Source organism: Actinomyces sp. ph3, from assembly GCF_000308055.1.
Classification (GTDB): domain Bacteria; phylum Actinomycetota; class Actinomycetes; order Actinomycetales; family Actinomycetaceae; genus Pauljensenia.
Genome location: NZ_CAGY01000003.1, coordinates 1 through 25,843, shown reverse-complemented (window position 1 = coordinate 25,843; position 25,843 = coordinate 1). Strand labels below are relative to the sequence as shown.

Genomic DNA, 25,843 nt, shown 5'->3' with positions numbered 1-25,843 from the left:
CCTTTCCACAGGACATGTGGATGACACGCGGCCAAATCCACAAGATATCCACACGTCATCCACATTCGTGTTGACCTTGAAGGTGGCACGCTTCCTCACTTGGCAGTACTCTCGCGTGTACGCGCTTTGCGTCGCTAGCTCGAATCGACGCGGCAGGCCAATCCCGTCCACATGCACACATTCGCCTAGGAGAGCCCTTCATGGCATCGGAAGATTTTGATCGCACCCCACCTCAGGACATCGACGCTGAGATGTCTGTTTTGGGGTCCATGATGCTCTCCAAGGAAGCTATTGCCGATGTCACCGAAGAAATTCGAGGGACGGATTACTACAAACCTGCTCACGAAATCATCCACAACACGATCATTGATCTGATGGGGCGCGGAGAACCCGCAGATGCCGTGACGGTGGTAGGCGAACTCCAAAGGCAGGGTGACCTGTCCAGGGTAGGCGGGGCCTCGTATATCCATTCGATTATTGCTGCAGTTCCTACCGCGGCAAACGCCGGCTACTACGCGCGAATTGTTAAGGAGCGCGCGATCTTGCGTCGACTGGTGACTGCGGGAACGCGAGTTGTTCAGCTGGGTTACGCAGATGCCGGTGGTGACGTCGATGAGATCGTTGACCAGGCGCAGGCTGAGATCTTCGCAGTCGCCGAACGTCAGTCGCAAACTGACTACGTGTCGATGGCAGAGATGTCAGAGAACATTCTGGGCGAACTGGAACAGATTGAACTCAATCAGGGCAAGCTCGCTGGTGTGCCCACGGGATTCGTTGACCTTGATCGAATGACCGGTGGCCTGCGAGGTGGGCAGATGATCATTGTCGCGGCCCGTCCCGCAATGGGTAAGTCGACTTTGGCTCTGGACTTTTGCCGTTCGGCCTCGATTAAACATGGAATTACCTCGATCATCTTCTCGCTGGAAATGTCGCAAAACGATATTGCGATGCGCATGCTTTCCGCTGAGTCTTCAGTGTTTATGAGCAAGATGATGAAGGGCGAAATGACCGAGCGCGACTGGCGGAAGGTCTCTGAAACAACCGGCAAGATTTCCGAGGCTCCGATTTTTGTTGATGACTCGGCGAACGTCACCATGACGGAAATTCGTTCAAAGTGTCACCGCCTCAAGCAACAGCATAATTTGGGCCTCGTTGTTGTCGACTACCTGCAGTTGATGACAACGGGTAAGCAGGTTGAATCTCGACAGCAGGAAGTTTCAGTTCTGTCGCGAAACCTCAAGCTTCTTGCGAAGGACCTCGATATTCCAGTCGTTGCTGTCGCTCAGCTGAACCGTGGTCCCGAAGCGCGAACCGACAAGAAGCCGATGATGAGTGACCTGCGTGAATCGGGTTCGCTGGAACAGGACGCGGATATCATCATGCTCTTGCATCGTCCCGAATACTACAATTCTGAAGATCGTCCGGGTGAAGCCGATATTATTTTGGCCAAGCATCGTAACGGTGAAACGGGAACTATTCGTGTGCTTTTCCAGGGGCACATGGCACGCTTTGCGAACTTTACTTCGCGCGAAGAACCTGTGTAGTTTGAAGAGTTAGGAGGGATATGTACGACTTAAATGCTTTTACGCCTGCACAAGCGGCTGATCCCTCTTTACCTGCCGAACTGATTGCGCAACTTGCCGCCGCACGCCCTGACCTGCATGCCGTGCTCTTGGAAAACCCCAGCATGTACCCGCAGCTGCGCCAGTGGATTATTGATACGAATGCTCAGCGCGAGCCCCAATTCGTCTACGGCTCGGGAGTTGCCGCGCCAAGTGGAGCATTTCCCTCGCAGCCTCAAGCTGACTACTTCCCAGTCCCCGGAAGTGGCCCTGCGCCGCAGACTCGGGTCTCACCGCAGAGCGAGGCACCGGTCCCAGGACAGTACGCCTCGGCGCAGGTTCAGGCGCCGGCCTCGGCAGTGGGGGAAGCGGTGGACTGGAGCTGGGCACAACCGCGCCAAAGCGGGCCACTTCAAGACCTCGAGGCCTTTGCGAATGGCAAGCGCGTGCGCGAACCCGGACAGGGTAGGGGCGGGTCTGCTCTTGTGTGGGGAATTGGGGCCTTTATAGCGCTCTGCGCGGGTGTGATCGCTATTGTTTGGAGCGGCGTACTTTAAGCAGACCGTCCACGCTGAGTAAAGCCAATGCAACCCAGACGATGCCAGTTGCAATCCAGCGCGTGGGCTCCATGTGCTCGTGGAAAATGCAGACGCCGATGATCAGCTGAATGCTGGGCGAGATGTACTGCAAGAAACCCAAAAGGCCAAGAGGCAGGCCCTGGGAGGCTTTGGCGAAAGTGAGCAGCGGGATGACAGTGAGGATTCCCGAACCAATCAGAAGAGCCAGGTGAAGCTGCCACGACATGGCTCCGTCTCCCAAGCGAGCAAGCGCATGGAAAGAAGTTGCCTCGTGCGCGGCAAGGTAGATGTAGTAACCCAGAAGAATTGGGATGACCACGGCAGTTTCGATCGTCATTCCATCAAGGGGACGGACCTTGAGCGCGACCTGCTTCTTCACAAGGGAATACAGGCCAAATGATGCGGGTAAGGCCAGCGAGATCCACGGCAAGCGCCCAAGGCCGACAATAATGACCGCGACAGCGATCACACCCAAAACTAATGCGACTCCCTGAAGACGTGAGATCTTTTCGCGCAAGACGATCATGCCCAGAGCAACGGTCAGTAGGGGGTTGATGTAATAGCCAAGTGCGGCATCAGTCGTGTGTCCGATGAGGATCGCGTAAATATAGGTCGTCCAGTTGATAACGACAAGGAATCCCGCTGCGACTAGAGGCCATGTGATCGAGGGGTCGTGGACAATGCGCCACACTCGCGGCAGTGAGCGGGTCAAGGCCAAGGCGATAAAGCACGCAATGAAGGCCCACAGTGCGCGGTGGACGATGATCTCTAGAGAACCTGCGGGATCGAGCAGGTGGAAATAGAGCGGGAAGAAACCCCATAAGACATGGGTACCAATACCTAGTGCAAGGTACTTACCGAAGTGCTCGTGTCGTGTGGGATGTTCGCTGGCCATAGATGCAGGGTATCGGTTTGGGTAGGGAAGTGCCCGGTGGTGTGTGCGATTTTTGTGTGGGCTACCCTGATGGCATGTTCATACGCCCTGCCACTTCCGAGGATCTGGATTTCATCGAGTCTGCTTTTGACCACGCCCGCGAATTCATGCGGGCGAACGGTAACCCGACGCAGTGGCCCAGCGATTACCCCAACCGCAGTGATGCGCTCAACGACATTGAAAGAGGCGAGTGCTTCCTTGTTTGTGATGAACAGGGGCCTTTGGCAGTGTTTAGTTTCGCTCGCGGGCCGGAAGAGGAGTATTCCCAGGTTGATGGGGCCTGGCACTTCGATGATGAGTATGGCGTGATTCATCGCCTTGCCAGCGTCCGAGGCCGTGGGGTCACTCGCGTGGTCATGGACTTTTGCGCGGGACAAGTTCCGTATTTGCGCTGCGATACGCACCTTGATAACGGACCGATGCGTCGAGCGCTGGAGGCGTATGGCTTTGAGCCGTGCGGGATGATTTCGGTACGAGGCCAGTGCCCGCGAATTGCCTACGATGGGTTGTTTTCTCAAATATCGAAATAGTGTCGAGTAATTACTTGCTGAATCAGCTTTCTTCGCTAGGCTGAGGTTGACCTCAACGACGGCGAGGAGGTGTGGTGGTGTCTGATTCGCAGTCCACGCGTGGAGCACAGGGACGGCTCATGAAGCGTTTTTGGCGTGTGGTTGTGGTGCTTGTGTGTGCTGTTGTGGGGTTTTTTGGGTTTTCGTTTTATGCGTTGTTGCATGATGATGGTTTGCCGTCGATGGATGGGCGTCTTCCTTTGGAGAAGCGTGTGTCGATTGAGGCGTTTCAGCGTGATATGGAGCCTCATATTCTCTCTGCCCGGCAGGCGCTGTTTGAAGATACCGGTGGAGTACGCCCCTATTCGGAGGGCAGCAGGATAAGTACGGCTGTGGGTGAGTCGTGGACCTTGTATAGCCAGAACACCGATGGGGCTAAAGTGTCTGTAGACAAGATTTATGCGGTCATGCGTGATTATGTGGAACCGCAAGGTTATGTTGTCGCTTTAGATAAGACTTACAAAGATGGTTCACGCAGCTTTGTCTGGCGCGACTATGACAATGGCGGAACAGTCGATGTGAATATCAATGGGGATTGGACGAGTTTTGCTTATGAGAGTGGTGCTCGTCCTTCTGATGGTTCTGTGCCTGATCCGCGGGTGTTGATTCCCAATGATTCTCGGGATATTGCTGGATACGTGAGTCCTAGTCTTCCCAGTATTGGGTATTGGGATTTGGATGCGCCTAGATTTCCAGAGACTGATGGCAGTGAGTGGGCGGAGAAACGTCAGTCGATTGAGGTGTTTCAGCGTGATGTTGAGCCGGGGATTTTGAGTTTCAGAGACGAAATTGTTGGTGATTCACCGTATTACGTGGCACCCAGCCCCAGCGAGATGGAAACGAGGAAGAGCTATCTCCCTCCAGAGTATTGGTTTAAGAGTCAGCGTGTTCAGTGTGGTCCGCGTGATGTGGAGCGGGTAATTGAGATGGGGAATGCTCATTTGAATCCACTGGGCTATGAGTTGGTGTATGACTATGCCAGTCCGCTACCTGGGGTCGGCCACTATCTGGCGTGGAAGGATGAGAAGAATGGCGGGATTGTGACGGTTATTCTTCGCCAGGAGAACACGGAATTTAGTTACAAGAGTGGGGCTCGTCCTTCTGATGGTTCTGTGCCTGACCCGACGGTGTTGATTCCCAACGATCACCGCGACCTACCAGACCCTCTTGCGTAGCAGCGACCGCGGCCTCGGCTATTCCCTAATACCGACGTGGATGGTGGGAATATAGACCGGTATGGCCAGTGACGCAAGAAGCTCCTCAAGGCTACTGCGTAAAACCCCTAGATCTGCATACTGCATACCCTGATGCGCCTCACCCGGAAGACGAGAGGGAAGATAGCGCAAAACCTCGTACTGATCGCCTTCATAGTCCGTATACAATCCGGTTTCGACGAAGCCATTGCGCTGATAGAAGGCCAGTCGCCTTTCGCGCTGATGGAAATTAGAAGCATCGGTAGTCATTGGCTCGATTTCCAAAGCAATGGCAAAACCGGGGAAACGCTCCTTCAACTGGTCAAGAATTCGCGTTCCATATCCCCGCGAGCGAAGCGCGGGATTCGTCGCTAAAAACACGACAAAAAGCAAATCATCTGAGTGAATAGTAAAAGTCACTCCGCAAAAGCCCGAGGGCTCTTCCGGATCAAAATACGCAGTGAAATCAATAGAACGGCGTAGTGCAAGCGCATTCATCACCCATTCAGGAATGAGTTCGGCGGGTGGAAAGGCCTCGGCAAGGAGGCGACGAACCTGCGGGTAGAAGTGGGAATGACGGCGGACGGGCAAAGTGATAAGAGGTGACTCGCTTGAACTCACCCTTCCATACTAAATTTCACCCGCATCGGCTGCCTCATGACAATTGTCATGTGAAACTTCGTAAAAACGACACTGTTGTCGATGTCCCTCACAGGCTTGACTTAAAGCATGAACACGGACACTCAAACCACGACCCCAGTGATCCTTGCGAAAGACCTGGTGAAGACCTACGGGAATGTGCACGCGCTCAAGGGCATGAACCTGCGCGTTGATTCCGGTGAAATCGTTGCTTTCCTTGGCCGAAATGGCGCAGGAAAAAGCACAACAATTGACATCATTCTTGGCCTTCAGCAAGCAGATAGCGGAAGCGTTGAAGTTTTTGGCATGAGCGCCAAAGAAGCAATCCGCCGCGGATTGATCGGTGTCGTTCTCCAATCGGGTTCGCTTCCTGGGGACTACAGCGTCGCAGAAATCCTCAAACTCTTCTCGCGCGTCTACAAGCGCACCGAGTCCATTGACCCCCTTGTCGAAGAAACCCACCTTCGACACCTTCTTGGCCGCAAAATCCGCAAGCTATCCGGTGGTGAGCAGCAACGCGTTCGCCTAGCAATGGCACTCATTCCTGACCCAGAACTCATCATTCTCGACGAACCGACCGCCGGAATGGACGTCACCATGCGCAAGGAGTTCTGGGATCTCATGAGTACCCAGGCCTCGAAAGGTAAGACGATCCTTTTCGCCACTCACTACCTGGCCGAGGCGCAGGACTACGCTCAGCGTACGGTCATCGTCAATGCGGGCCGCGTGAGTGCCGACGCCCCCACCGAAGAAATCCGCCGAGCGCACTCGTCGACGCGCCTGGCCTTCTCTATCCCTGCTTCCTCTCTTGAGGGTGTGCGTGCAGGACTGGCCGCGCGTGCGGCTGAGCTTGGGACAGTGTGGGAGCTTTCCGATATTGCCGAGGTCGATTCCACCGATTCCTCCCCCGCTGCCTTGGGCGAAGAGGACTTGGCTGCCGATCACTGGCTACGCGTGGAGTTCCACACGACCTTCTCTGACGAGGCCGCTCGACACATCGTCGCCATTCCCCAGGCATGCGAATTCGAGGTTGTTTTCTCGAGCCTCGAGGATGTTTTCGCCGAGCTCACGCAGTAGAACGCAGGGCACGAAGTCCTGTCTTTCACTTTGGCCACCTCGCACCTCTTCTTTAAGGATTCACAATGACGACTCACACTCACGCAGCAACAAACCCCTGGATCAGCCGCCGGGCACTGAGCTCCTGGCAGGGATTTGGGCTTCTCACCTGGAAGTCATTCCTGAAGCTGGTTCTCAATCCCGCTATGTTCGCCTTCGCGCTGATCCTTCCGATCTTCATGTACATGATGTTTGGAGCAGGACAGGAGTACTCGAAAGAGTGGGCGATCAATGCAAATATTGGCGCAACGGTTTTGGTGTCAATGACCCTGTACGGCGTAATGATCGCTGCCGCATCGGCTGCAACCGTTGTCGCACTTGAGCGAACCTCTGGAATCTCCAGGCTCTTTGCACTGTCCCCCGTGGGTTCGGGCGCCTTCATCTTTTCCCGTTTGATCGCGGCGATTTCCATGAGTGCCCTGGTTATTGTCATTACCTATACCTTCGGATACGCGACCGGAGCACGAATGAGACCCGAGGCCTGGGTTGAAAGTGGGCTCATCACCTTGGCTGCATCGGTGATTTCCGCTGCCCTTGGTCTGGCGCTGGCCTTCCTCATGCGCTCAGATACTGCCTTCGCGGTGATTAATGGTGTCGTTGTCTTGGGTGCTTTCCTTGCGGGAATGTTCATTCCGATCAGCTCCATGGGGTCGATATTTAAGACGCTCGCGCCCTATAGCCCCTTCTACGGACTCTTCAACCTCTCTCAGCTGCCCCTCTACGGTTTCGATAATTTCGAATGGAAATGGGTGATTTCAACGGTCGCGTGGTTTGTTCCCATGGCACTGCTTGCGATCTGGGCGCAGCGCAGGGACACTGATCGCTAAGAAGTCCGGCGCAATCGGGCGCGCTCTCGCACTACTTTCATTGCCAATGACTGGGGAAGGACCGGAATGAGCACCAAAACTCAGGGGACAGATGCCTCGTGGTCACAGCGCCACCCGCGCTTGTCCGCGGTGTTGTGGGCGCTGCCCTACCTGGCGTTCTTGGCCTTTCCCTTGGGGATGATTCCTTCCGTTGAATCCCCCGGGATGATCGCGCTGATCCTCACTCTGACCTTTGGCGTTGCTGCTGCTGATATTGCAATTTACATCGTCAATCCGACCCCTGAATGGGGAGCGCGCATCACCAAGAAAATGTGGATCTCGCACGGGATCTTGCTGGCCCTGGTGATTGCACTGGGACTCGTCCTGGTTGTCGCCGGCGCATCGCGAGTAACCTCGGCCCTTTTCATCACCTACTCGATCGCAGGCTGGAACCTTCAAGCTCCCAAGAGATATGTGGTTCCCGGCCTAGTGGCACTTGTCGGCTGGGAAGTCATTGCCATCTTGTTGCCTATTGGCAGTATCGACGCGGTGGCCTTGAGCTACGCGATCATCGCGCTGCTGATGGTTTTGGGATTAACCCTGGCCGTGCGCCGCAGTTTCGATAATCGCCACTCAGAGCAACAACGTCAACGCCAAGCAATCAGCCTGGTTCGTGAGCGCGAACGCCTGCGTTTTGCCGGGGATCTTCACGATATTCTGGGTCACTCGCTGACGGTCATCACCATGAAGAATGAGCTTGCCCAGCGCTTGCTCTCCGTGGGAAAGATTGCCGAGGCCAGTGAGCAGATTGCGCAGACCCTGGAGTTATCCCGCCAGGCGAAAGAAGATCTGCGTGGGATCATCGCCGCTTCGCGAAGCCTGTCCGCCGAGGAAGAGGTCGAGTCGGCCCGTGAACTATGCGAGCAAGCGGGAATCGAATTTACCGCCGATATCCAAGGAGAAATACCACCCGGTCCCAGGGCAAATTTGGCCGCACATGTCATCCGAGAGGGGACTGCCAACGCGATTACCCACGCTCATCCCTCCACAATCAGCGTCCGCCTGACTCCTGGTGAGGTCCTGGTGGAAAACGACGGGTATTCACGCAGCTATTCACAGGCCTCGGCAGGGGGAGGAGCCGGATTGGAAGGACTACGCCAGAGGGCGGCCTCGGAAGGGGAGATGACGTGGGGGAGCCAGGGGAATACGTGGACACTGCGCCTGACTTTCCGCGGGGAGTCCGCCTAATCGGAAGGTAGAATTGGCGGGTCAAGTACTGGCGCGCAAAAGGAATACCAATGATTCACGTGATTGTGGCCGATGATCAGGCCTTGATTCGTGGTGCCTTGAGCGCGCTCATTGACTTGGAAGACGATATGCGCGTCGTCGCTCAGGCCGCTGATGGTCGTGAGGTCATCGCCGCAGTCGAGGCCTATAACGCTGAGAATTCCAGCGGTGACCAGGCTGCGAAAGCCGCGTCGACACTGGTCGTCATTATGGACGTCGAAATGCCCGTAATGGATGGAATCAGTGCAGCCGCGGCCTTGAAAGACCGCGTGGCGAATGCACGAGTCCTCATGGTGACAACCTTCGGGCGTCCCGGGTACGTCCAGCGCGCATTGGATGCGGGAGCCGTTGGATTCATTGTCAAAGACGCACCGGCCGAGCAGCTCCTAGAAGCAATCCGACGAACTTCCCAAGGACTGCGCACGGTCGATCCTGCGCTCGCGGTCGATGCGCTCACGAAAGGTCAAAGCCCGCTCAGCGCGCGCGAAGTTGAAGTTCTGCGCGCTTTTGAAAGCGGAGGGACCGTGGAGGATGTGGCCTCGGAGCTCATGTTGTCGGCGGGGACGGTGCGCAACTACGTGAGCTCGGCGATGGATAAGACCCACGCGCGAACGAGAGCTGAAGCACTCAAGGTAGCAACAGAAAACGGGTGGTTGTAAACTGAGATTCCATGGTAAACAGCTATGGACGTCGCCAAGAGACGCAGGAAAACGTTACTCGCCACATCTTCGTCACCGGAGGTGTGGTTTCTTCTTTAGGTAAGGGTTTGACGGCCTCTTCGCTGGGGCGTCTGCTGCGTTCGCGCGGTTTGAGCGTCGCCATGCAAAAGCTTGACCCCTACATCAACGTTGATCCCGGGACGATGAACCCCTTCCAGCACGGTGAGGTTTTCGTCACTGAAGATGGCGCGGAAACCGACCTTGATATCGGCCACTACGAGCGCTTCTTGGACGTGAACCTCTCCGGCGCGGCGAACGCGACGACCGGTCAGGTCTACTCCACGGTTATTGCAAAGGAACGCCGCGGCGAATACCTGGGCGATACCGTCCAGGTCATCCCTCACATCACCGATGAAATCAAGCGCGTCATGCGTGCCCAGGCTGTGCCCGATGCTGAGGGCAATGCCCCCGATGTCATCATCACCGAAATCGGTGGCACGGTAGGCGATATCGAATCACAGCCCTTCTTGGAGGCTGCGCGTCAGGTGCGCGCCGACCTGGGCCGCGACAATGTTGCCTTTGTGCACGTCGCACTGATCCCCTTCCTTCCCGCTGCCGGTGAGCTCAAGACCAAGCCGACCCAGCACTCTGTGGCCGCGCTGCGCTCTATCGGTATTCAGCCCGATGCGCTGGTGCTGCGTACGGATCGCCCGCTGCCCGAGGGAATTAAGGGCAAGGTTGCACTCATGTGCGACGTCGACCGGGATGCTGTTATCGAATGTAAGGATGCGGCCTCGATCTATGAGGTTCCCCCGACACTGCATCGCGAGGGCTTGGATGCCTTCCTTGTTCAGCGTCTGGGCCTGACTTTCCGTGACGTGGACTGGAGGGAGTGGAACGAGCTCCTTGAGCGCGTTGAGTCGCCGAAGTACCGCGTTGAGGTTGCGCTGGTCGGTAAGTACATTGACCTGCACGACGCTTACCTTTCCGTTTCCGAGGCCGTGAAGCACGGTGGTTTTGCGAATAACGCTCGCGTTGACCTGCGTTGGGTTGCTTCCGACACCTGTGAAACCCCCGAGGGTGCGCAGAAAGCCCTGGGTGGCGTTGATGCGATCATCGTCCCCGGCGGTTTTGGTATCCGAGGCATTGAAGGCAAGTTGGGTGCGCTGCGGTGGGCACGCGAGCACAAGATTCCGACCTTGGGATTGTGCTTGGGCTTGCAGTGCATGGTGATCGAGGCCGCTCGTGACCTGCTTGGCTTGGCTGGAGCTTCCTCGACGGAAATGGATCCCGAGACGCCGGATCCGGTTGTTCACACCATGGATTCGCAGGTCGACATTGTTGAGGGCGATGGCGATCTGGGCGGAACCATGCGATTGGGCGCATACCCCGCGGTCCTTCAGGAAGGTTCTATTGTTGCCGAGGCCTATGGGAAGACTCAGGTTTCGGAGCGGCACCGTCACCGCTTTGAAGTGAACAATGATTACCGCGATCAGCTGGAATCGGTTGGCCTGCATATCTCGGGTACCTCACCCGATGGAAACCTGGTCGAGTTTGTTGAACTGGATCGTTCCTTGCACCCCTACTACGTGGCAACTCAGGCGCACCCCGAGTTCAAGTCGCGTCCGACGAAGGCTCACCCGCTATTCGCGGGCCTGGTTCGCGCCGCACTTGCGCGTCACGCGGAAAACTACGCCGCGCGCGGTGGGCGCAAGTAAGGGCTGTTGAGCTCTCATACCGATCTCACGGGGTCTTGAGCTGTTGTGGCTCAGGGCCCCGTGGGCTTTTCGGGGTCTACAAAAGAAAAACTGGAACCCTAAAAGCCCTTACACTATGACCGATCAGCCTCGATCACCGTATTTCCGGGCACGAAGATCGGATCAAGCAGGGTCAAGCCGTGCACGGGGCGACGGATCTTGGCCTCGAAATCTTCCGATGCCATCGACTCATGTGCCCATGCCTCGATATCCGCGTCCGTTTCCTTCCGGGGCTCCCCATCGATCTGCGCAACCAGCATCTCAACCGCTCGCCTCAAAAGCTCATCCGGCCGGGTATCAAAATGATCGACATCGAAAAGGCAGTGGGCTCGTTCCGCATGCCATCCGCTGGCAACCAGCGAGACATCGCGTCCCGGTCTAATCCCCAGATCCATCAGCGCATTGCACCAGTCATCGGCGGAAATCGTCGGCCCAAGAATGTAGGAATCAACCCGTCCCTCGCCGGCAATTTGGCCAACCAAGTGGCGAATTGCCTGAATTCCAGTTCCGCAGGTGCGTGAGAGCAAAGGAATCCCAAGCTCACCGGCAGTATCCACAACCGCTTGCTTAAACTGCGCGACGAAGTTCAAGGACTGCACATCTGCGCTGGCCGAGTGCACGAAAGCAACATTCCGTGCCCCCGCATCGCGAATGCGGTGCACGGCCTGGGTGCCGGCCTCGTAATAGTCCACGTCAATGGACTGGATCGGCGACCTAAAGGGTCCGGGCCCGGGAGTGCCAATGAAAACCGTGGGGATCTTGCCCTCAGCCACGACCTCTAGGCGGGGATCGTTGAAGCGAACTTCCATGATGAACAGGCCATCGCATAGCGCGGTCGTCATGACGCGACGCAGACCCGCAGCACCCTCGTTCGCGGTGATCAAGAGTAGATCAAAATCATGTTCGCGCAAGAGCTGTGCCAGTGAGATCAGCATGTAGTGCTGGTCCGCCCCATCCGCACCCTCGTGGTAGGGGATGACAACTCCTAGGACTCGCGACTTGCGTGAGCGCAGTGAACGAGCACCCGCATGAGGCTGGTAACCCAGTTCCTTCATTGCAATTTGGACACGTTTTTCCGTCTCCGGAGACACCGTCCGTCTGCCACTCATGACGTAGGAGACCGTGGTTTGTGAGACTCCCGCGAGTTTTGCGACATCTCTACTGGTTGGCTGGCGTGCCATCAGTTCCTCCTGCTCTCTTGACAGGACCGCTTTTACAACTTATCTTGAGTTTCACATCACACGCGAGCAGCGATGCTCGCAAAAAATTTTTACATGACGAATACGTATGCGTAATGGATATTACCAGAAAATCTCCTGCATAGAAGCATGGAGCGAATACGTATTCGTACCCTTCGCTAAGGAGTCATAGGTGTACACGAAAAAGGAGTACCCGGGCGCAGTCGAACTCTCCTATGCGCACGAGTTCATCCGCATTGAGGCCTGGGGTCGCAATGCACTTCGCGTCCGCATAGGCCCCAATGCGAACTTCCCCCAGGGACTGGGCGCGCTCGAGGCCGCACCCCTTAGTGGCCTCGGCGCGACCTCTGGAGCATCCACGGATCCGCTCACCCAGGCTTCGACAGGGGCTACCGGGAATGAACCTTGCTCTGTCACCGAAATCCCCGGCTACGATCGCCCCGAAGAAGTCTTTTCCAACGGACGAATCAGCGTGGTTGCAAACCTTGATGGCGGGACCGGAATTGCCCGATTCCTTCTGGATTTCCACAAGGACGGCGAATCCATCCTGCGCGAAGCCCCCGAACACTTCTGGTGGCCGGGAGCCCACGGAATCTACCCGGGCTTCGGCGGACACGAAGTGCACCAATGCTTTGCCTCGGACCCCGCTGAGCGCTTCTACGGAATGGGCCAGCACTCCTACGACTTCCTTGATCACAAGGGTGTCGTCTCCGATCTGGTCCAGCGAAACGGCGAAGTCTCCATCCCCTTCGTCCTCTCAGATAAAGGCTATGGATTCCTATGGAACAACCCCAGCGTTGGCCGCGTGGAATTCGCCAAAGAAGCCAGCCGCTGGGTTGCGCAGGCAAGCGAATGGATCGACTACTGGGTGTGCGTGGGCGATACCCCCAAGGAAATCCTCGAGGCCTACGCCGACGCGGTCGGCCACGCGCCGCGCATTCCGCAGTGGGCACTTGGCCTGTGGCAATCCAAGCTGCGCTACACCAGCCAAGAAGAACTCATGGATGTCGCGCGCGAATACAAGCGCCGCGGCCTGCCCCTATCTGTGATCGTCACCGACTTCATCCACTGGCCGGCCATGGGGGAGTGGCGCTTTGACCCAAGCGAATATCCCGACCCCGAAGCGATGATGGCCGAACTGGACGAAATGGGCACCAAGCTCATGGTTTCCGTGTGGCCCACGGTCTCCCCCCTTGCCGAAACCGATGCAGAAATCCGCGCAAAAGGTCTATTGGTCGGCACCGAGGCCGGAGTTGAATACCACCAAACCTTCCGCGATAAGGGAATGGATCGCCCGCTTCCCGTCGCCTTCTACGACCCCACGAATCCCGCCGCGCGCGACTACGTGTGGAACAAGCTCAAGAACAACTACTTCGATCTGGGCGTGCGGGTGTTCTGGCTGGATGCTTGCGAGCCTGAACTCAATCCCGGTCACCCCTCTAACCTGCGTTTTTATGCGGGAAAGGGCCTGAATGTCTCGAACCTTTACCCACGCGAGAATGCCCGCATGATCTGGGAAGGTATGCGTGAAGAGGGCGAAGACGAATTCCTGACCCTGTGCCGCAGCGCCTGGGCAGGCCAGGCAAAATACGGCGCCGCCGTGTGGAGCGGAGATATCGGCCCCACCTGGGAGGCCCTCTACACGCAGGTGCGAGCTGGGCAATCCATTGGAATCGCAGGAATCCCCTGGTGGACCAGTGATATCGGCGGCTTCCACGGAGGCGACGCCAGCGACCCCGCATATCAGGAACTCTTCGCCCGCTGGTTCGAATTCGGAACCTTCTGCCCACTCATGCGCGTTCACGGACACCGCGAACCCCGCGAAGATGTGGCCTCGGAAAACCCCGGCGGCCCCAACGAAATCTGGTCCTACGGCGAGGAAGTCGCGGATATCTGCTCCCGCTACATCCTCCTGCGCGAAACCCTGCGCCCCTACCTCACTCGCGTGATGGACGAGGCCAGCGAATGCGGAATCCCCGCCATGCGCGCCCTTTTCCTGGAATTCCCCGAGGATGAGCGCTGTTGGAGTTGGGACGGAGAGTTCCTTTTGGGTCCCGACCTCTTGGTTTCCCCGATTACCGAGGCCGGCTCCCGCACTGCCCGCGTCTACCTTCCCCGAGGTGCGCGGTGGCGCCAACTTCTTATCGCCCCAAGCCGCGGCGGCGAGGATCAAGAGGCCACGGCCTCGTACATGCTTGGTGAGACTTTCGAAGGCGGAAGTGAACTCACCATCGATGCACCACTGGAGTGCATCCCATTATTCATCCGTGAAAACACGGATCTAGATAGTTGGTTGACGGACAACTATCGACACTCAAAGGAGAGAAAGAATGGCATACGCATCTAAGCGCGCAATGCGCGGGATTGCCTTCTTCGGTGCCGGAGTTATGGCACTGGGACTGGCAGCATGCTCCGGGACGAAGACGGATTCGGCCGACTCCGGCAGCGCATCCGGCGGTCAAGTAACCGTTGAGATGTGGGACTACCTGAGCGGTGAAACCGCCAATGACTCGATCAATGCATCGATCGCTGAGTTCGAGAAGGCCAATCCCGACATCAAGGTCAAGCGCACCACCTTTGCGTTTGCAGACCTGTCCAAGTCCATCCTTCAGGGATCGGTCGGCGGTCAGGTTCCCGATGTCGCAGTCGTCGACGTTGTCGACAACCAGAACTTCGCATCCCTGGGAATGCTCAAGGACCTGAGCAACGACGGAATCAACAAGTCTGACTTCTTCGATGGCCCCTGGTCCTCGGTCGTCTACGAGGGCAAGACCTACGGTATTCCGCTCAACTCCAACAACCTGGCTCTGTACTACAACAAGCAGATGCTCAAGGACGCAGGCGTTGAGGTTCCGACCGACTGGGCATCCCTCAAGGACGTCGCAAAGAAGACCACCAAGGGTGACGTGAAGGGTCTTGCGATCTCGGCCGTGAAGTCCGAGTCCGCAACCTTCCAGATTCTGCCCTTCGTGTGGCAGACCGGCGGTGACCTGAACGATTACGCCACCTCTGGCGCGACCGCTCTGGCCTACCTGCGTGGCCTGATCGATGACGGCTCCATGTCCGAGGCCGTTTCGAACTACACCCAGGAAGATGCGCGTACCCAGTTCATCACCGGCAAGTCCGCAATGATGATCAACGGCCCCTGGGAGCTGGCAACCCTGACCAAGGATGCCCAGTTCGACTGGGATGTTGCACCTCTGCCCAAGGACAAGCGCGCAGCAACCTCGATGGGTGGCGAAAACGTTGTCGTCATGAACGGTGCCAAGCAGTCTGATGCAGCAGTCAAGCTCGCAAAGTTCCTGACCAGCGCAGAAGGCGCCAAGATCTACTGCGATGGCTCCGGCCAGCTGTCCTCTCGCCCCGACCTGCAGGGCAAGCTCAAGCTCTCGAACGATGCCAAGCTCAAGGTCTTCGAAAGCCAGCTTGCTGACGCACACGCACGTGCATACGGCAAGGATTACCCGAAGATTTCCGAGGCTATCCAGCTGTCCATGCAGGAAGCTCTGACGGGTGCATCAACCCCCGAGGCCGCAGCAAAGAAGGCCGCGGATACGATCAACCCCTTGCTGCCCAAGAACTGAGTAGCGCAAGAAACCGGTTCGCCTGGGGTGATCGCTCCTAGGCAACCAACACACACATAAAGTTCCCCGCGCGAGTGGGAACGCAACGATGAGCAGTGGTTTGATGCCGCAGCGAATCTTCCACTCGCGTGGGGAAACACCCCTGTTCGGGTGCTGACAGGCTACGGAGCCCGCCAGGCCAAACAGTATTCCCACACAAACCTCGGATCTGTGAGTGAATTTCGATGGCGCGAACGAAAACAGCGGGCCACGACGACGGATCACGTTCTTTGGCGCGAACACGGCGCCTAGGACTGCTTCTGGCGTTACCCGCACTGATTTACATAACGATTTTTCTTGTTGTCCCACTGATCTATAACATCTGGCTGTCCATCTCTGACGCGAACGGCGCAAATCTCATTTCGGGTGACTATCATCCCACGGGCCTTGCGAACTATGAAGCGATGGTGAAGAGCCCAGGCTTCTGGAATGGCGTAAAGCTCTCCATCATCTGGACCGTTGCCTCGCTTGCCCTGCAATTCCTTGTTGGTTACGCGCTGGCCTTGTTCTTCCGCAAGCCCTTCCCGGGTAACGGCATTATTCGCGCGCTCCTATTGGTCGCATGGATCCTTCCCGCTGTTGTCACGGGCACGATCTTCCGCTGGATGTTCGACTCTGACTTCGGCGTGATCAACTACTTCTTGACGACCCTGCACATTATTGATCACCCGGTGATGTGGCTGACCGGCCCGACAACCGCAATGATTGCAATCGTCGTTGCAAACCTGTGGGTTGGCATGCCCTTCAATATGCTGCTGATCCTTTCAGGCCTTCACACCATCGATGACGGCCTGTACGAGGCCGCAGAGGTCGATGGCGCTGGCCCGATTCGTACCTTCTTCTCCATCACCGAACCTCTCATGCGCCCCGTGGTGATTTCACTGCTCTTGCTTGGCGTCATCAATACCTACAAGGTCTTCGACCTGATTTACACCATGACCAAGGGTGGTCCTGTCGAGGCGACAACAACCCTGCCGATTTTCACCTACCTGCAAACCTTCAAGGTTTTCGACTTCGGTAACGGTGCTGCGGCTTCAATGCTGACCATGGTTTTGCCGCTGGCTCTGTCGTGGTTCTACGTTCGTTCGCTGGATAAGGAGGACCAGTGATGTCTGAAAAGACCGCTGAAGTTCAAGAAAAAGTCCAGACCGTGACGGACGAAAGTGCACCCAGGGGCGGAGCGCTTTCCGCAGCCTCGGGAGCGAAGGGCTTAGCGAAGACGAAGCGTGAAAAGCGCGAGGGGCGCGTCCGGATTGGGAAATCTGCATTCGCGTGGGTCATGGCAATTTTCTACCTGTTCCCCGTCTACTGGATGGTGTGTACGGCCTTCAAGACGCAGATGGAAACCTTTGCGCAGCCCCCGCACCTGATTCCGCAAAACCCAACTCTGGCCTCGTTCAAGGTCGCTTTCAGCGACAACTTCGGGATCTGGAAGGCGCTGGGAAACTCAGCAATCATCGCAGCCGGCTGTTTGGTGCTGACGCTGCTTTTCGCAATTCCCGCGGCCTACGCAATTGCGCGAATGAGAAGCACAATCACAACGGGCATGTTGATCTTGCTCAGTGTCGTTCAGCTGCTTCCCGCGATCGCAATCTCGATTCCGATGTTCGTGCTTTTCCGCCACGCTGGAATGGTCAATACCCTTCCCTCGATCATCTTGGCGGATGTGACGGGAACACTACCCTTTGCGATCATCATGCTGCGTCCCTTCTTCAAGCAGTTCCCCAAGGAAGTTGAAGAGGCCGCGCGACTTGATGGACTTGGCATCATTGGAACCATCGTCCGAGTCGTCATCCCGACGATTCGTCCAGGCGTCATCATGATCGGTTCCTTCTCCTTCTTGATGACCTGGGGTGAATTTACCTTTGCCTTGACCTTGCTCACGAAGGCAGATCTGCAGCCTTTGACGGTTGCCCTGAACCGACTCATTGGCCAGTACGCAACGAACTGGAATGACCTGATGGCGGTCGCAACGGTTATTGCGATCCCCGTCTTGATCCTGTTCGTCGCCCTTCAGAAGTACATCGTTGCCGGCCTTGCCGGCGGCGCGACGAAGGGGTGAAATCCTGACCCTAAAAGTTGGGTGGTGAGTTGCTTGGGGGCATCGGTGTGTGGGCCGGTGCCCCCAAGTTTGTGCCTGAAAGGCAGGAAGAGGCCGTTGCCGAGGCCGGGCCGAGTTGCTCTTAGGAGCGGCGCTTGGACACGTAGCCCTGGAGCCCGATAACCGCTGCTCCCCGGCACCAGGTCTCATTCGCTGGCGAGGCCAACTCGATCTTGACCAGCGAGGCTCGTGGGTCGCGGGTTTCCGCCAAGCCCTGGCGCATCCATCGATTGCTTAACGAGGCCAATGCAACGCCTTCGCCGCCAATAATGACGACTTCCGGAGCCGTGAGGTTAGCGATTGCGCCAATTAAACGCCCAAGTGCCAATCCCGATGCTCGCAAGACGGCGGAAACGGCGGGGTCTTCGGCCTCGGCCAAAGAGATCACATCGCTCCAGCTGACCTCACGGCCCAGAGCTTCTGAAATAGAGCGGGTAATCGCGGGGGTTGTCAGCATCGATTCTGCGCAGCCGCGATGCCCTTGCGAGCACAGTGGGCCCAGCGGGTCTAGGGGCCAGTGCCCAACCAAACCGATGCCTGAATCCTGGTTTTCCAACGGCCGCCCGTTTGCCACGCAGCCATAGCCGGTGCCGATGCCCAGGGTCAGGACCGCGAAATTCCGGTGCTGTGCACCTAGATCAAACCAGTGCTGCGCCTGCGTGTAGGCCGTCAGGTCATTTGCGACGAAAACAGGGATTTTGATGTGTTCGCGCAAAAGACCGACAAGATCAACATCTTCCCATTCCAAGAAAGGCGCGGATTTGATCACGCCCTGATCTGTAACAACACCGCCGATGCCCACGCCAATTGCATCGATGTGAAAACTCTTTTCGGCTTGGCTTGCCAAAGAGGAGATGCCCTCAACAACATCCTTGGGGGAGTGAGTGGGAAGAGGAAGGTGGTCGTAGCTTAAGACCTGTGCCTTCAGGTTGATGACCGCGGCGGTGAGGCAGTCGTCGGCGACTTTGATTCCAAGGAAATGATGGCTATCGGGAACAACGGCCAGGGGGATCGAAGGGCGGCCGGATGTGCCGGTGCGGGTGCTGCGTACTTCGGTGAGGAGTCCCGAGGCGATCAGATCGGTGCTGATGCGGGTGAGCGTCGCGGGGGCCAGTGAAAGACGACGGGCTAATTCGGAGCGGCCGAGTGGTCCGTGAAGGAGGACTTCGAGTGCCACGCTCTGCGCAAGTTCATCCTGAGGCTGCCACCCCATCATGAGCGCCTTTCTTTACCAAATTAAATAAATAGCAGAGTAATTAGACTATAGATCACATACTTGACGCAAGTATTTTTATTTGGTGAAATAACCTCCAGTGGCCAATGATGACCGCCTCACGAAGAGACCCAGTGCGATGACGCAGAGAACTCTAACGAAGGTGAGGACTGGTGCAGTGAAAGGATTTAATCCCATGTTCGAACTTCTTCCCGTGTCCGCGGCCTTTCAGGTCAAAGACGATGTACGCATCGACATTGTTGCCGATTCACCCCTTCCTCCCAGTGCCACCTTGCGCCTGACCCACCTGGGCCTCGTTATTGCCGAGGCCGAACCCCCGCTGGGTGAATCGGTGTCCTTTGGCACTTTGGAGGAGGGAGGATACGGCGTTCTGCTGTGTGATGGGGACGAGGTCCTTGCCTCCACCGCTCTTCAGGTTCTTGACGATACCCGTCGGCGACTTCGCTACGGTTTCGTTGCCAGCTATACCCCCGATAAGGATGTCGAGGCCGTAGCCCGCTTGGCGCGCAAGCTGCACCTCAACGGCATTCAGTTCTACGACTGGGCCTACCGCCACGCTGATCTTGTAGGCGGGGGAGAGAACTATCTCGATCCTCTTGACCAACCGATTTCGCTGGAAACAGTTCGTCGCCTTATCCATGCGCTGGCGCAGGCTGGATCTCGCTCATTCGGATACGCCGCTGTCTATGGCGTCGGGAATGAAGACTGGGACCAGTGGAAGGATGCCGCCCTGATGCAGTGCGATGGGACCCCCTATGAGTTGGGTGGTTTCCTTCAGATTGTCGACCCGGCCGCTAGGGCGTGGCTTGCCCACTTCATCAGTGACCTTCAAAAGTGCGTTGAACAGGTGGGCTTCCAGGGATTCCACCTAGATCAATACGGATACCCAAAGTATGCAACTCGCGCCGACGGAGAACTTATCGACTTGTCGCAGAGCTTCACACGCATGATCAACGCTGCGCGCGAGGGGCTTCCAAACGCTGTCCTTGTTTTCAACAATGTCAATGACTTCCCAACTTGGGCCACTGCTGGTACTCCCCAAGATGCTGTGTACATCGAACCCTGGGCTCCCATCACAACGCTGGGTGCGCTCGCGGGTGTTGCGGCTCGAGCCAGAAGCGTTGCGCAAGGTAAGCCCGTGGTTCTTGCGGCGTACCAAAGCGTCTACTCCAAGGCCTCGGCAGAAGAATCGGAGCAGGCAAATAAGCTCACCATGGCGACGCTCTTCTCTCATGGAGCAACCCAGCTTTTGGCGGGAGAAGGAGGAAACGTCCTCGTCGACCCCTACTACGTCAATAACCACCAGGCCGCTGACAGCACCCTGGAGATGCTCAAGCGCTGGTACGACTTCCTCGTTGAGCACGATGAGATCCTGATGGATCCATGCATTGCGGAAGTAACTGATTCATTCGCTGGCCCGTTGAATGAGGATGTCGAGGTTGCCTACGACAATCTGTGCGTGACGGAAGATCCCAAGGAAGGGGCAGTGTGGAGGCGAGTAACGACCACCCGCCACGGATTGGTTGTTCACCTCATCAATCTTGTCGGGCAAAAGGACACTCTGTGGGATGGACCTAAGCGTTCAGGGATTCTTGTCGAAGGTGGACGACTGACATTGCGCTGCTGCGCGGAGCGTACTCCCCGCGTATTTGTGGCGGACCCAGACGGTAGTGGACACCTAGAAGAACTTCGTGTTCACTGTGAGGGAGCGCAGGCAAAGGTGGATCTTCCACCGCTACAAGTTTGGCAGGTTCTTCGTGTTATTCTCTGAGGCTTCACTTCCCAAAACCAATGCCCTAAGCGAGCTTTCAGCTGATGAGTGGTGGAAGAGCGCGGTTGTCTATCAGATCTATCCGCGCTCATTCCAAGACTCCAATGGTGATGGTTTTGGGGACCTTCAGGGGATCCGCTCTCGACTGGGATATCTGAAAGAGCTGGGCGTTGATGTCCTATGGCTTTCGCCGATCTATCGATCGCCACAGGCTGATAACGGTTACGACATCAGTGATTACCAGGATATTGATCCGGTTTTCGGAACCATGAAAGACTTCGACCAGCTCATTGCCGATGTTCACGCTCTGGGCATGAAGCTGGTTATGGACTTGGTCGTCAACCACACCTCGGATGAACATCCGTGGTTCCTTGAATCGCGCTCATCAGTGGATAATCCCAAGCGCGATTGGTACTACTGGCGCGATCCGCGGCCAGGCTTTGAAGGCGGAACTCCCGGAGCGGAACCAACGAATTGGGAGTCCTTCTTTTCCGGTCCGGCGTGGAAGTATGATCCGGCGACAGGGCAGTACTACCTGCACCTTTTTGCGGAGCAGCAACCAGACCTGAACTGGGAGAACCCAGAAGTTCGTCAGGCCGTCTACGAAATGATGCGCTGGTGGCTGGACCGAGGTGTCGATGGCTTCCGTATGGATGTTATTAACCTGATCTCGAAGGTCCCGGGATTGCCTGATGGAACTCCTGCGCCCGGTCGAGCTCTGGCCGATGGAAGCCCCTTCTATATGGAAGGCCCGCGCCTTCATGAATTCCTTCAAGAAATGCATCGCGAGGTCTTCGTTGGTCGCGGCGCTCTCTTCACTGTCGGAGAGACCCCCGGCGTCCTATTAGAAAACGCGCACCTGTATTCCGATCCCGCGCGGCGCGAAGTCAATATGATCTTCCAATTTGAGCACGTCATTTTGGGGCTTCCCGAAGGAAAGTTTGGTCGTCGCACCTTGGAAGAGGGAGATCTTGCTGATTGCCTGACACGTTGGCAAGAAGGCCTTGCTGAGAGGGGTTGGAACAGTCTGTACCTGTGCAACCACGACCAGCCAAGGACTGTGAGTCGTTTCGGTGATGAAAAGTACTGGTATGACAGTGCAACCGCACTGGCAACCGCGCTTCACCTGCTTCGCGGAACTCCCTATGTGTATCAGGGTGAAGAACTGGGCATGTCGAATACTGTTTTCGAAGGAATTGAGGACTTCGAAGACATTGAATCAACGAATTACTATCGCTTGGCTGTGGAACGTGGCGAAGATCCTCAGACGGTTCTTTCCGGTTTGCGTGCCATGGGCCGCGATAACGCACGCACTCCCGTCCAGTGGGATGGTTCTGCGCACGCCGGTTTCACTACGGGCACGCCGTGGATTGTGCTCAATCCGAATTACCCGGTGATTAATGCCTCCGAGCAGGTGGGTGATCCGACCTCGGTCTTTGCCTACTTCAAGGCTCTGATCGAATTGCGTCACCGCTTGGCAGTAGTTGCAAACGGAAGTTTTGAGCGCATCGATGCGGGGAGCCGTGAAATCTTCGCATATCGTCGAGTTCTGGGTGAACGCGAGCTGATAGTTATTGCAAATCTTTCCTCGCGTGATGCCCAGCCATCACTTCCTTCAGACATTTCCGAGGCCGCACCGGAGTTTGTCCCAGTTCTGACCAATGCAAATGTCTGGGAAGAGATGGATGCTCCCCTTGCTCCGTGGAGGGCGCGGGTTTTCCTCGCGTGAGTTTCCATTGTTTGTGACGGCGGTCGTGGCCAGAGTTTACGTAAAGTACAAAAAGCGAGGACTGAAAAAACTCTGGCAGTTCAGGGGGACTCTTCCGAAAAGTGGAATGTCATCCACTCAAGCATTTGACAATCCGTGCACACTGACAGCGGAACGCGAATGTTAGCTGTTCGTGTTCCATCAGGCTGTGGCCCCATCTTCTAGGAGGGAGAGATGGGGCCACAGTCTTATTATCAGGTAGTTTTTAGGTTAATCAAAGGTTATCTTAGGGTTTGGGATTGATGCGTGCAGAGTCACAGTGCTGAACTTTGCGCTGGATGCGTTGCGCGCGGTAATCTATTGACAATTTGGCCTAGATCCAATCTTGTTCATCACGCCATTACCCAGTCTGCACATGCATGAAAACCGGGTGTGCCTAGGTGACAGAGGTGACGGACCAAACAAGACAGATAACGAACGACGCGCTACGAAACCTTAGAACCTGGAAGGATAACCGATGAGCACAATCGCACCTGAACGACACAAAGAGGACGTCATCCGACATGATGATGACTTCTCATTTGAAGCAGTTCCATCAAAGAACCGACGGTCATTTTGGGCCGTCGGTTTTGTTATGCTCGGCTTCACCTTCTTCTCGGCCTCGATGAGCGTGGGTGCCAAGCTTGGTAATGGTCTGAACTACAGCCAATACGTGTGGGCAGTCATCGTCGGTGGCGCAATCCTTGCGGTCTACACGGGCGCGCTGGGCTACATCGGCGCAAAGACCGGTCTGAGCTTTGACCTTATGGCCCGTCGCACCTTCGGTCGCATCGGTTCCTTCCTGCCCTCAGCGTTGATCTCCTTCACCCAGATGGGGTGGTTCGGCGTGGGCGTCGCGATGTTCGCAATCCCCACCGCTGAGACCCTGCACATCAACGCGTGGCCCGTCGTCATCATCGCGGGTGGCCTGATGACCGCCTCCGCCTACTTCGGAATCAAGGCCATTGAGATCGTCTCCTTTGTCTCAGTACCTCTGATCGCATTCCTCGGAAGCTACTCAATGGTCAGTGCAATCAACGCAGGTGGCGGTATTACTGCAGTCTTTGGTCAAAACCAGGGCATGACCACCGTCGCAGCCATCGGCCTCGTGATCGGAAGCTTCGTCTCCGGCGGTAGCGCAACCCCCAACTTCACGCGCTTCGCAAAGTCCACAACCTCGGCAGTCATCACCACCGTGATCGCCTTCTTCATCGGTAACACCCTGATGTTCTCCTTCGGAGCAGTTGGCGGAGCCTTCACCGGTAAGGACGATATCTTCTACGTGATGATCGCCCAGGGCCTGCTGATTCCTGCGCTGATCGTCTTGGGTGCAAACATCTGGACAACAAACAACAACGCCCTCTACACCACCGGTCTGGGCTACGCGAACATCACTGGAGTCAACAAGAAGCCTCTGGTTTTGATCGCGGGCATCATCGGAACTCTTGGAGCCCTGTGGCTCTACGACAACTTCGTCGGCTGGCTTAGCCTGCTCAACGCCACCCTGCCCCCCATCGGTGCAGTTCTGGTTGCTGATTACTTCGCACGTCGCCGTAGCTACATGGATCTGGGCTCGAATGAACCCGAGGTCAAGTGGGCACCGATCGTTGCTCTGATCGCGGGTGCGCTCACCGGCTGGCTGACCCCTGGCTTTGGCATCGTTTCAATCAATGCCATGGTCGTCGCCATCCTCGTCTACTTCATCGGTAGCGCAATCGAGAAGGGAATCCGTCGATGAGCGCGGATACTCAGGGCAGCAGCGCACCCCGCAATCAGGCCTCGGCAATGGGAGCAAAAGGCGCAAATCTTCTCATCAAGGGCGTTCGCATTGAAGACGGCCCCGCAGGAGTCGACATCCGCATTACGGACGGAAAGTTCACCGAAATCGGCGCGGGTCTGGCGCCACGTGAAGGCGAAGAGGTTCGTGACTACACGGGCAAGCTGGTTCTGCCTCCCTATATCGAGTCGCATGTGCACCTGGATACTGCGCTCACCTCGGGGCAACCGCGCTACAACGAAAGCGGCACCCTCTTCGAAGGTATCGAGGTGTGGAGTGAACGCAAGCAGACCCTGACCTACGAGGACGTCAAAGATCGCGCCGGCCGGGCACTTCGCCAGCAGGCACAGTTCGGCATCCAGTACGTGCGCTCGCACGTCGACGTCACTGACCCGGACCTGACAGCCCTGCGCGCGCTCATTGACCTGCGTGAGGAACTCAAGGACTCCATGACCCTGCAGTTGGTCGCCTTCCCGCAGGAGGGCATCGAGTCCTTCCCGAACGGACGCGACCTCATGCGTCGCGCGGCCGAAATGGGTGTCGATGCAATCGGCGCTATCCCGCACTTCGAGTTCACCCGCGAATACTCCGTCTCTTCGCTGAATTTCGCAGTCGAGCTTGCGCAGGAGTACGGACTGCTCATGGATGTGCACTGCGACGAAATCGACGACGAGGCCTCGCGCGGGTTGGAAACCCTGGCCACGCGCGCGCTCGAGGCCGGGATTGGCCCGCGAGTCACCGCCTCGCACACGACCGCGATGCACTCGTATAACAACGCCTACTTCCTGCGCCTGGTGCGCTTGCTCAAGATGAGCGGTATCAATTTCGTATCGAATCCGCTGGTCAACACGCACCTGCAGGGGCGCGTCGATACCTACCCGAAGCGCCGAGGCGTCACCCGAGTGAAGGAACTGACCGAGGCAGGAATCAACGTCTCCTTCGGTCAGGATGATATTGAGGATCCGTGGAACCCCATGGGTACCGGAAACTTGCGAGATGTCGTACTCAACGGCCTCTACGTCACCCAGATGATGGCGCGCAGCGAGATCACTGGGTCCTACAACTTCATTACTCATAATGCTGCGCGCACGCTGAACCTCTCCGATTACGGCATCGAGGTTGGAAACACCGCAAACTTCATTGTGTTGGATGCCGAGGACTGGTTCCACGCGCTGAGCTTCGGTTCTCCCGTTCTGGCAAACTTCCGCGCTGGCCGGGTTTTGACCGAGTCCGAGGCCGTGGTGCGCACGGTGAATTTCTGAGGTCTGCATAAAAGTCCCGGGGTCAGGTG

At 56.8% G+C, this 25,843-nt stretch carries 21 protein-coding genes; 17 read left to right on the top strand and 4 right to left on the bottom strand.

Annotated features, from left to right (window positions below):
• Positions 1–200: 200 nt before the first annotated feature.
• Both dnaB and HGAS_RS04590 read left to right on the top strand, forming a co-directional pair.
• A complete protein-coding gene (gene dnaB, locus HGAS_RS04595) occupies positions 201–1,544 on the top strand; it encodes a replicative DNA helicase (protein ID WP_019126694.1) in 1,344 nt (447 codons plus the stop codon).
• A 20-nt stretch (positions 1,545–1,564) separates the two neighbouring features.
• Entirely contained in the window at positions 1,565–2,119 is a 555-nt protein-coding gene (locus HGAS_RS04590) for a hypothetical protein (RefSeq protein WP_019126693.1), read from the top strand.
• Here HGAS_RS04590 and rarD read toward each other — a convergent pair.
• Positions 2,094–3,035, bottom strand: coding sequence for an EamA family transporter RarD (rarD, locus tag HGAS_RS04585; RefSeq protein WP_019126692.1), 942 nt, complete (start codon positions 3,033–3,035; stop codon positions 2,094–2,096). The two genes, HGAS_RS04590 and rarD, sit on opposite strands and share 26 nt — an antisense overlap.
• A 74-nt stretch (positions 3,036–3,109) precedes the next feature.
• Here rarD and HGAS_RS04580 point away from each other — a divergent pair, with 74 nt between their 5' ends.
• Both HGAS_RS04580 and HGAS_RS04575 read left to right on the top strand, forming a co-directional pair.
• The gene (locus tag HGAS_RS04580) at positions 3,110–3,604 is read left to right on the top strand and encodes a GNAT family N-acetyltransferase (protein WP_026066644.1); all 495 of its coding nucleotides are present in this window, start codon (positions 3,110–3,112) and stop codon (positions 3,602–3,604) included.
• Between the two features lie 77 nt (positions 3,605–3,681).
• Positions 3,682–4,818, top strand: a complete 1,137-nt coding sequence (locus HGAS_RS04575; protein WP_233993711.1) for a DUF4853 domain-containing protein — start codon at positions 3,682–3,684, stop codon at positions 4,816–4,818.
• Positions 4,819–4,836: 18 nt separating this feature from the next.
• Here HGAS_RS04575 and HGAS_RS04570 read toward each other — a convergent pair whose 3' ends face one another.
• A complete protein-coding gene (locus HGAS_RS04570) occupies positions 4,837–5,457 on the bottom strand; it encodes a GNAT family N-acetyltransferase (protein ID WP_019126689.1) in 621 nt (206 codons plus the stop codon).
• Between the two features lie 108 nt (positions 5,458–5,565).
• Here HGAS_RS04570 and HGAS_RS04565 point away from each other — a divergent pair, with 108 nt between their 5' ends.
• The 5 genes from HGAS_RS04565 to HGAS_RS04545 all read left to right on the top strand — a co-directional run bounded on the left by HGAS_RS04565 (position 5,566) and on the right by HGAS_RS04545 (position 11,061).
• Positions 5,566–6,552 (top strand): ABC transporter ATP-binding protein, encoded by a 987-nt coding sequence (locus tag HGAS_RS04565; protein ID WP_026066642.1) that lies wholly within the window; start codon positions 5,566–5,568, stop codon positions 6,550–6,552.
• Positions 6,553–6,617: 65 nt separating this feature from the next.
• Positions 6,618–7,418, top strand: coding sequence for an ABC transporter permease (locus HGAS_RS04560; RefSeq protein ID WP_019126687.1), 801 nt, complete (start codon positions 6,618–6,620; stop codon positions 7,416–7,418).
• 66 nt (positions 7,419–7,484) lie between these two features.
• Complete coding sequence (locus HGAS_RS04555) at positions 7,485–8,645, top strand: sensor histidine kinase (RefSeq protein WP_019126686.1); 1,161 nt, start codon at positions 7,485–7,487, stop codon at positions 8,643–8,645.
• 50 nt (positions 8,646–8,695) lie between these two features.
• Complete coding sequence (locus tag HGAS_RS04550; RefSeq protein ID WP_019126685.1) at positions 8,696–9,343, top strand: response regulator transcription factor; 648 nt, start codon at positions 8,696–8,698, stop codon at positions 9,341–9,343.
• 11 nt (positions 9,344–9,354) lie between these two features.
• A complete protein-coding gene (locus HGAS_RS04545; protein ID WP_019126684.1) occupies positions 9,355–11,061 on the top strand; it encodes a CTP synthase in 1,707 nt (568 codons plus the stop codon).
• 113 nt (positions 11,062–11,174) lie between these two features.
• Here the strand turns inward: HGAS_RS04545 and HGAS_RS04540 are convergent, their stop codons facing one another.
• On the bottom strand, positions 11,175–12,281 hold the full coding sequence (locus HGAS_RS04540; RefSeq protein ID WP_026066640.1) for a LacI family DNA-binding transcriptional regulator: 1,107 nt from the start codon (positions 12,279–12,281) through the stop codon (positions 11,175–11,177).
• Positions 12,282–12,471: 190 nt separating this feature from the next.
• Between HGAS_RS04540 and HGAS_RS04535 the strand changes: the two genes are divergently transcribed.
• From HGAS_RS04535 to HGAS_RS04520, 4 genes are all read left to right on the top strand, one after another.
• Positions 12,472–14,646 (top strand): TIM-barrel domain-containing protein, encoded by a 2,175-nt coding sequence (locus HGAS_RS04535; RefSeq protein ID WP_019126682.1) that lies wholly within the window; start codon positions 12,472–12,474, stop codon positions 14,644–14,646.
• Positions 14,630–15,883, top strand: a complete 1,254-nt coding sequence (locus tag HGAS_RS04530; protein WP_019126681.1) for a sugar ABC transporter substrate-binding protein — start codon at positions 14,630–14,632, stop codon at positions 15,881–15,883. Before HGAS_RS04535 ends, HGAS_RS04530 begins: the two co-directional genes overlap by 17 nt.
• 224 nt (positions 15,884–16,107) lie before the next feature.
• Positions 16,108–17,031 carry a carbohydrate ABC transporter permease gene (locus HGAS_RS04525; protein ID WP_019126680.1) on the top strand — a complete coding sequence of 308 codons (924 nt, stop codon included), beginning with the start codon at positions 16,108–16,110 and terminating at the stop codon, positions 17,029–17,031.
• Entirely contained in the window at positions 17,031–17,984 is a 954-nt protein-coding gene (locus HGAS_RS04520) for a carbohydrate ABC transporter permease (RefSeq protein ID WP_019126679.1), read from the top strand. Before HGAS_RS04525 ends, HGAS_RS04520 begins: the two co-directional genes overlap by 1 nt.
• 121 nt (positions 17,985–18,105) lie before the next feature.
• Here the strand turns inward: HGAS_RS04520 and HGAS_RS04515 are convergent, their stop codons facing one another.
• Positions 18,106–19,239: an ROK family protein gene (locus HGAS_RS04515; RefSeq protein ID WP_019126678.1), complete on the bottom strand. Its 1,134-nt coding sequence runs from the start codon at positions 19,237–19,239 to the stop codon at positions 18,106–18,108.
• A gap of 193 nt (positions 19,240–19,432) precedes the next feature.
• On the opposite strand from HGAS_RS04515, the gene HGAS_RS04510 reads away from it, so the two are divergent.
• The 4 genes from HGAS_RS04510 (at position 19,433) to codA (ending at position 25,814) form a co-directional block, all read left to right on the top strand.
• Complete coding sequence (locus tag HGAS_RS04510; RefSeq protein WP_019126677.1) at positions 19,433–21,028, top strand: glycoside hydrolase family 66 protein; 1,596 nt, start codon at positions 19,433–19,435, stop codon at positions 21,026–21,028.
• Positions 21,015–22,757, top strand: coding sequence for a glycoside hydrolase family 13 protein (locus tag HGAS_RS04505; protein WP_019126676.1), 1,743 nt, complete (start codon positions 21,015–21,017; stop codon positions 22,755–22,757). The genes HGAS_RS04510 and HGAS_RS04505 overlap by 14 nt, the downstream gene beginning before the upstream one ends.
• Positions 22,758–23,253: 496 nt before the next feature.
• Complete coding sequence (codB, locus tag HGAS_RS04500) at positions 23,254–24,513, top strand: cytosine permease (RefSeq protein WP_019126675.1); 1,260 nt, start codon at positions 23,254–23,256, stop codon at positions 24,511–24,513.
• A complete protein-coding gene (gene codA / locus HGAS_RS04495) occupies positions 24,510–25,814 on the top strand; it encodes a cytosine deaminase (protein WP_019126674.1) in 1,305 nt (434 codons plus the stop codon). The genes codB and codA overlap by 4 nt, the downstream gene beginning before the upstream one ends.
• Positions 25,815–25,843 lie beyond the last annotated feature (29 nt).

Excerpts from the sequence above, each read along its gene's own strand:
- codA (WP_019126674.1), top strand. The coding sequence starts at position 24,510 with ATGAGCGCGGATACTCAGGGCAGCAGCGCACCCCGCAATCAGGCCTCG.
- rarD (WP_019126692.1), bottom strand. The coding sequence starts at position 3,035 with ATGGCCAGCGAACATCCCACACGACACGAGCACTTCGGTAAGTACCTT.
- HGAS_RS04580 (WP_026066644.1), top strand. The coding sequence starts at position 3,110 with ATGTTCATACGCCCTGCCACTTCCGAGGATCTGGATTTCATCGAGTCT.
- HGAS_RS04550 (WP_019126685.1), top strand. The coding sequence starts at position 8,696 with ATGATTCACGTGATTGTGGCCGATGATCAGGCCTTGATTCGTGGTGCC.
- HGAS_RS04590 (WP_019126693.1), top strand. The coding sequence starts at position 1,565 with ATGTACGACTTAAATGCTTTTACGCCTGCACAAGCGGCTGATCCCTCT.
- dnaB (WP_019126694.1), top strand. The coding sequence starts at position 201 with ATGGCATCGGAAGATTTTGATCGCACCCCACCTCAGGACATCGACGCT.
- HGAS_RS04515 (WP_019126678.1), bottom strand. The coding sequence starts at position 19,239 with ATGATGGGGTGGCAGCCTCAGGATGAACTTGCGCAGAGCGTGGCACTC.
- HGAS_RS04530 (WP_019126681.1), top strand. The coding sequence starts at position 14,630 with ATGGCATACGCATCTAAGCGCGCAATGCGCGGGATTGCCTTCTTCGGT.
- HGAS_RS04560 (WP_019126687.1), top strand. The coding sequence starts at position 6,618 with ATGACGACTCACACTCACGCAGCAACAAACCCCTGGATCAGCCGCCGG.
- codB (WP_019126675.1), top strand. The coding sequence starts at position 23,254 with ATGAGCACAATCGCACCTGAACGACACAAAGAGGACGTCATCCGACAT.
- HGAS_RS04520 (WP_019126679.1), top strand. The coding sequence starts at position 17,031 with ATGTCTGAAAAGACCGCTGAAGTTCAAGAAAAAGTCCAGACCGTGACG.
- HGAS_RS04555 (WP_019126686.1), top strand. The coding sequence starts at position 7,485 with ATGAGCACCAAAACTCAGGGGACAGATGCCTCGTGGTCACAGCGCCAC.
- HGAS_RS04540 (WP_026066640.1), bottom strand. The coding sequence starts at position 12,281 with ATGGCACGCCAGCCAACCAGTAGAGATGTCGCAAAACTCGCGGGAGTC.
- HGAS_RS04510 (WP_019126677.1), top strand. The coding sequence starts at position 19,433 with ATGTTCGAACTTCTTCCCGTGTCCGCGGCCTTTCAGGTCAAAGACGAT.
- HGAS_RS04545 (WP_019126684.1), top strand. The coding sequence starts at position 9,355 with ATGGTAAACAGCTATGGACGTCGCCAAGAGACGCAGGAAAACGTTACT.
- HGAS_RS04525 (WP_019126680.1), top strand. The coding sequence starts at position 16,108 with ATGGCGCGAACGAAAACAGCGGGCCACGACGACGGATCACGTTCTTTG.
- HGAS_RS04565 (WP_026066642.1), top strand. The coding sequence starts at position 5,566 with ATGAACACGGACACTCAAACCACGACCCCAGTGATCCTTGCGAAAGAC.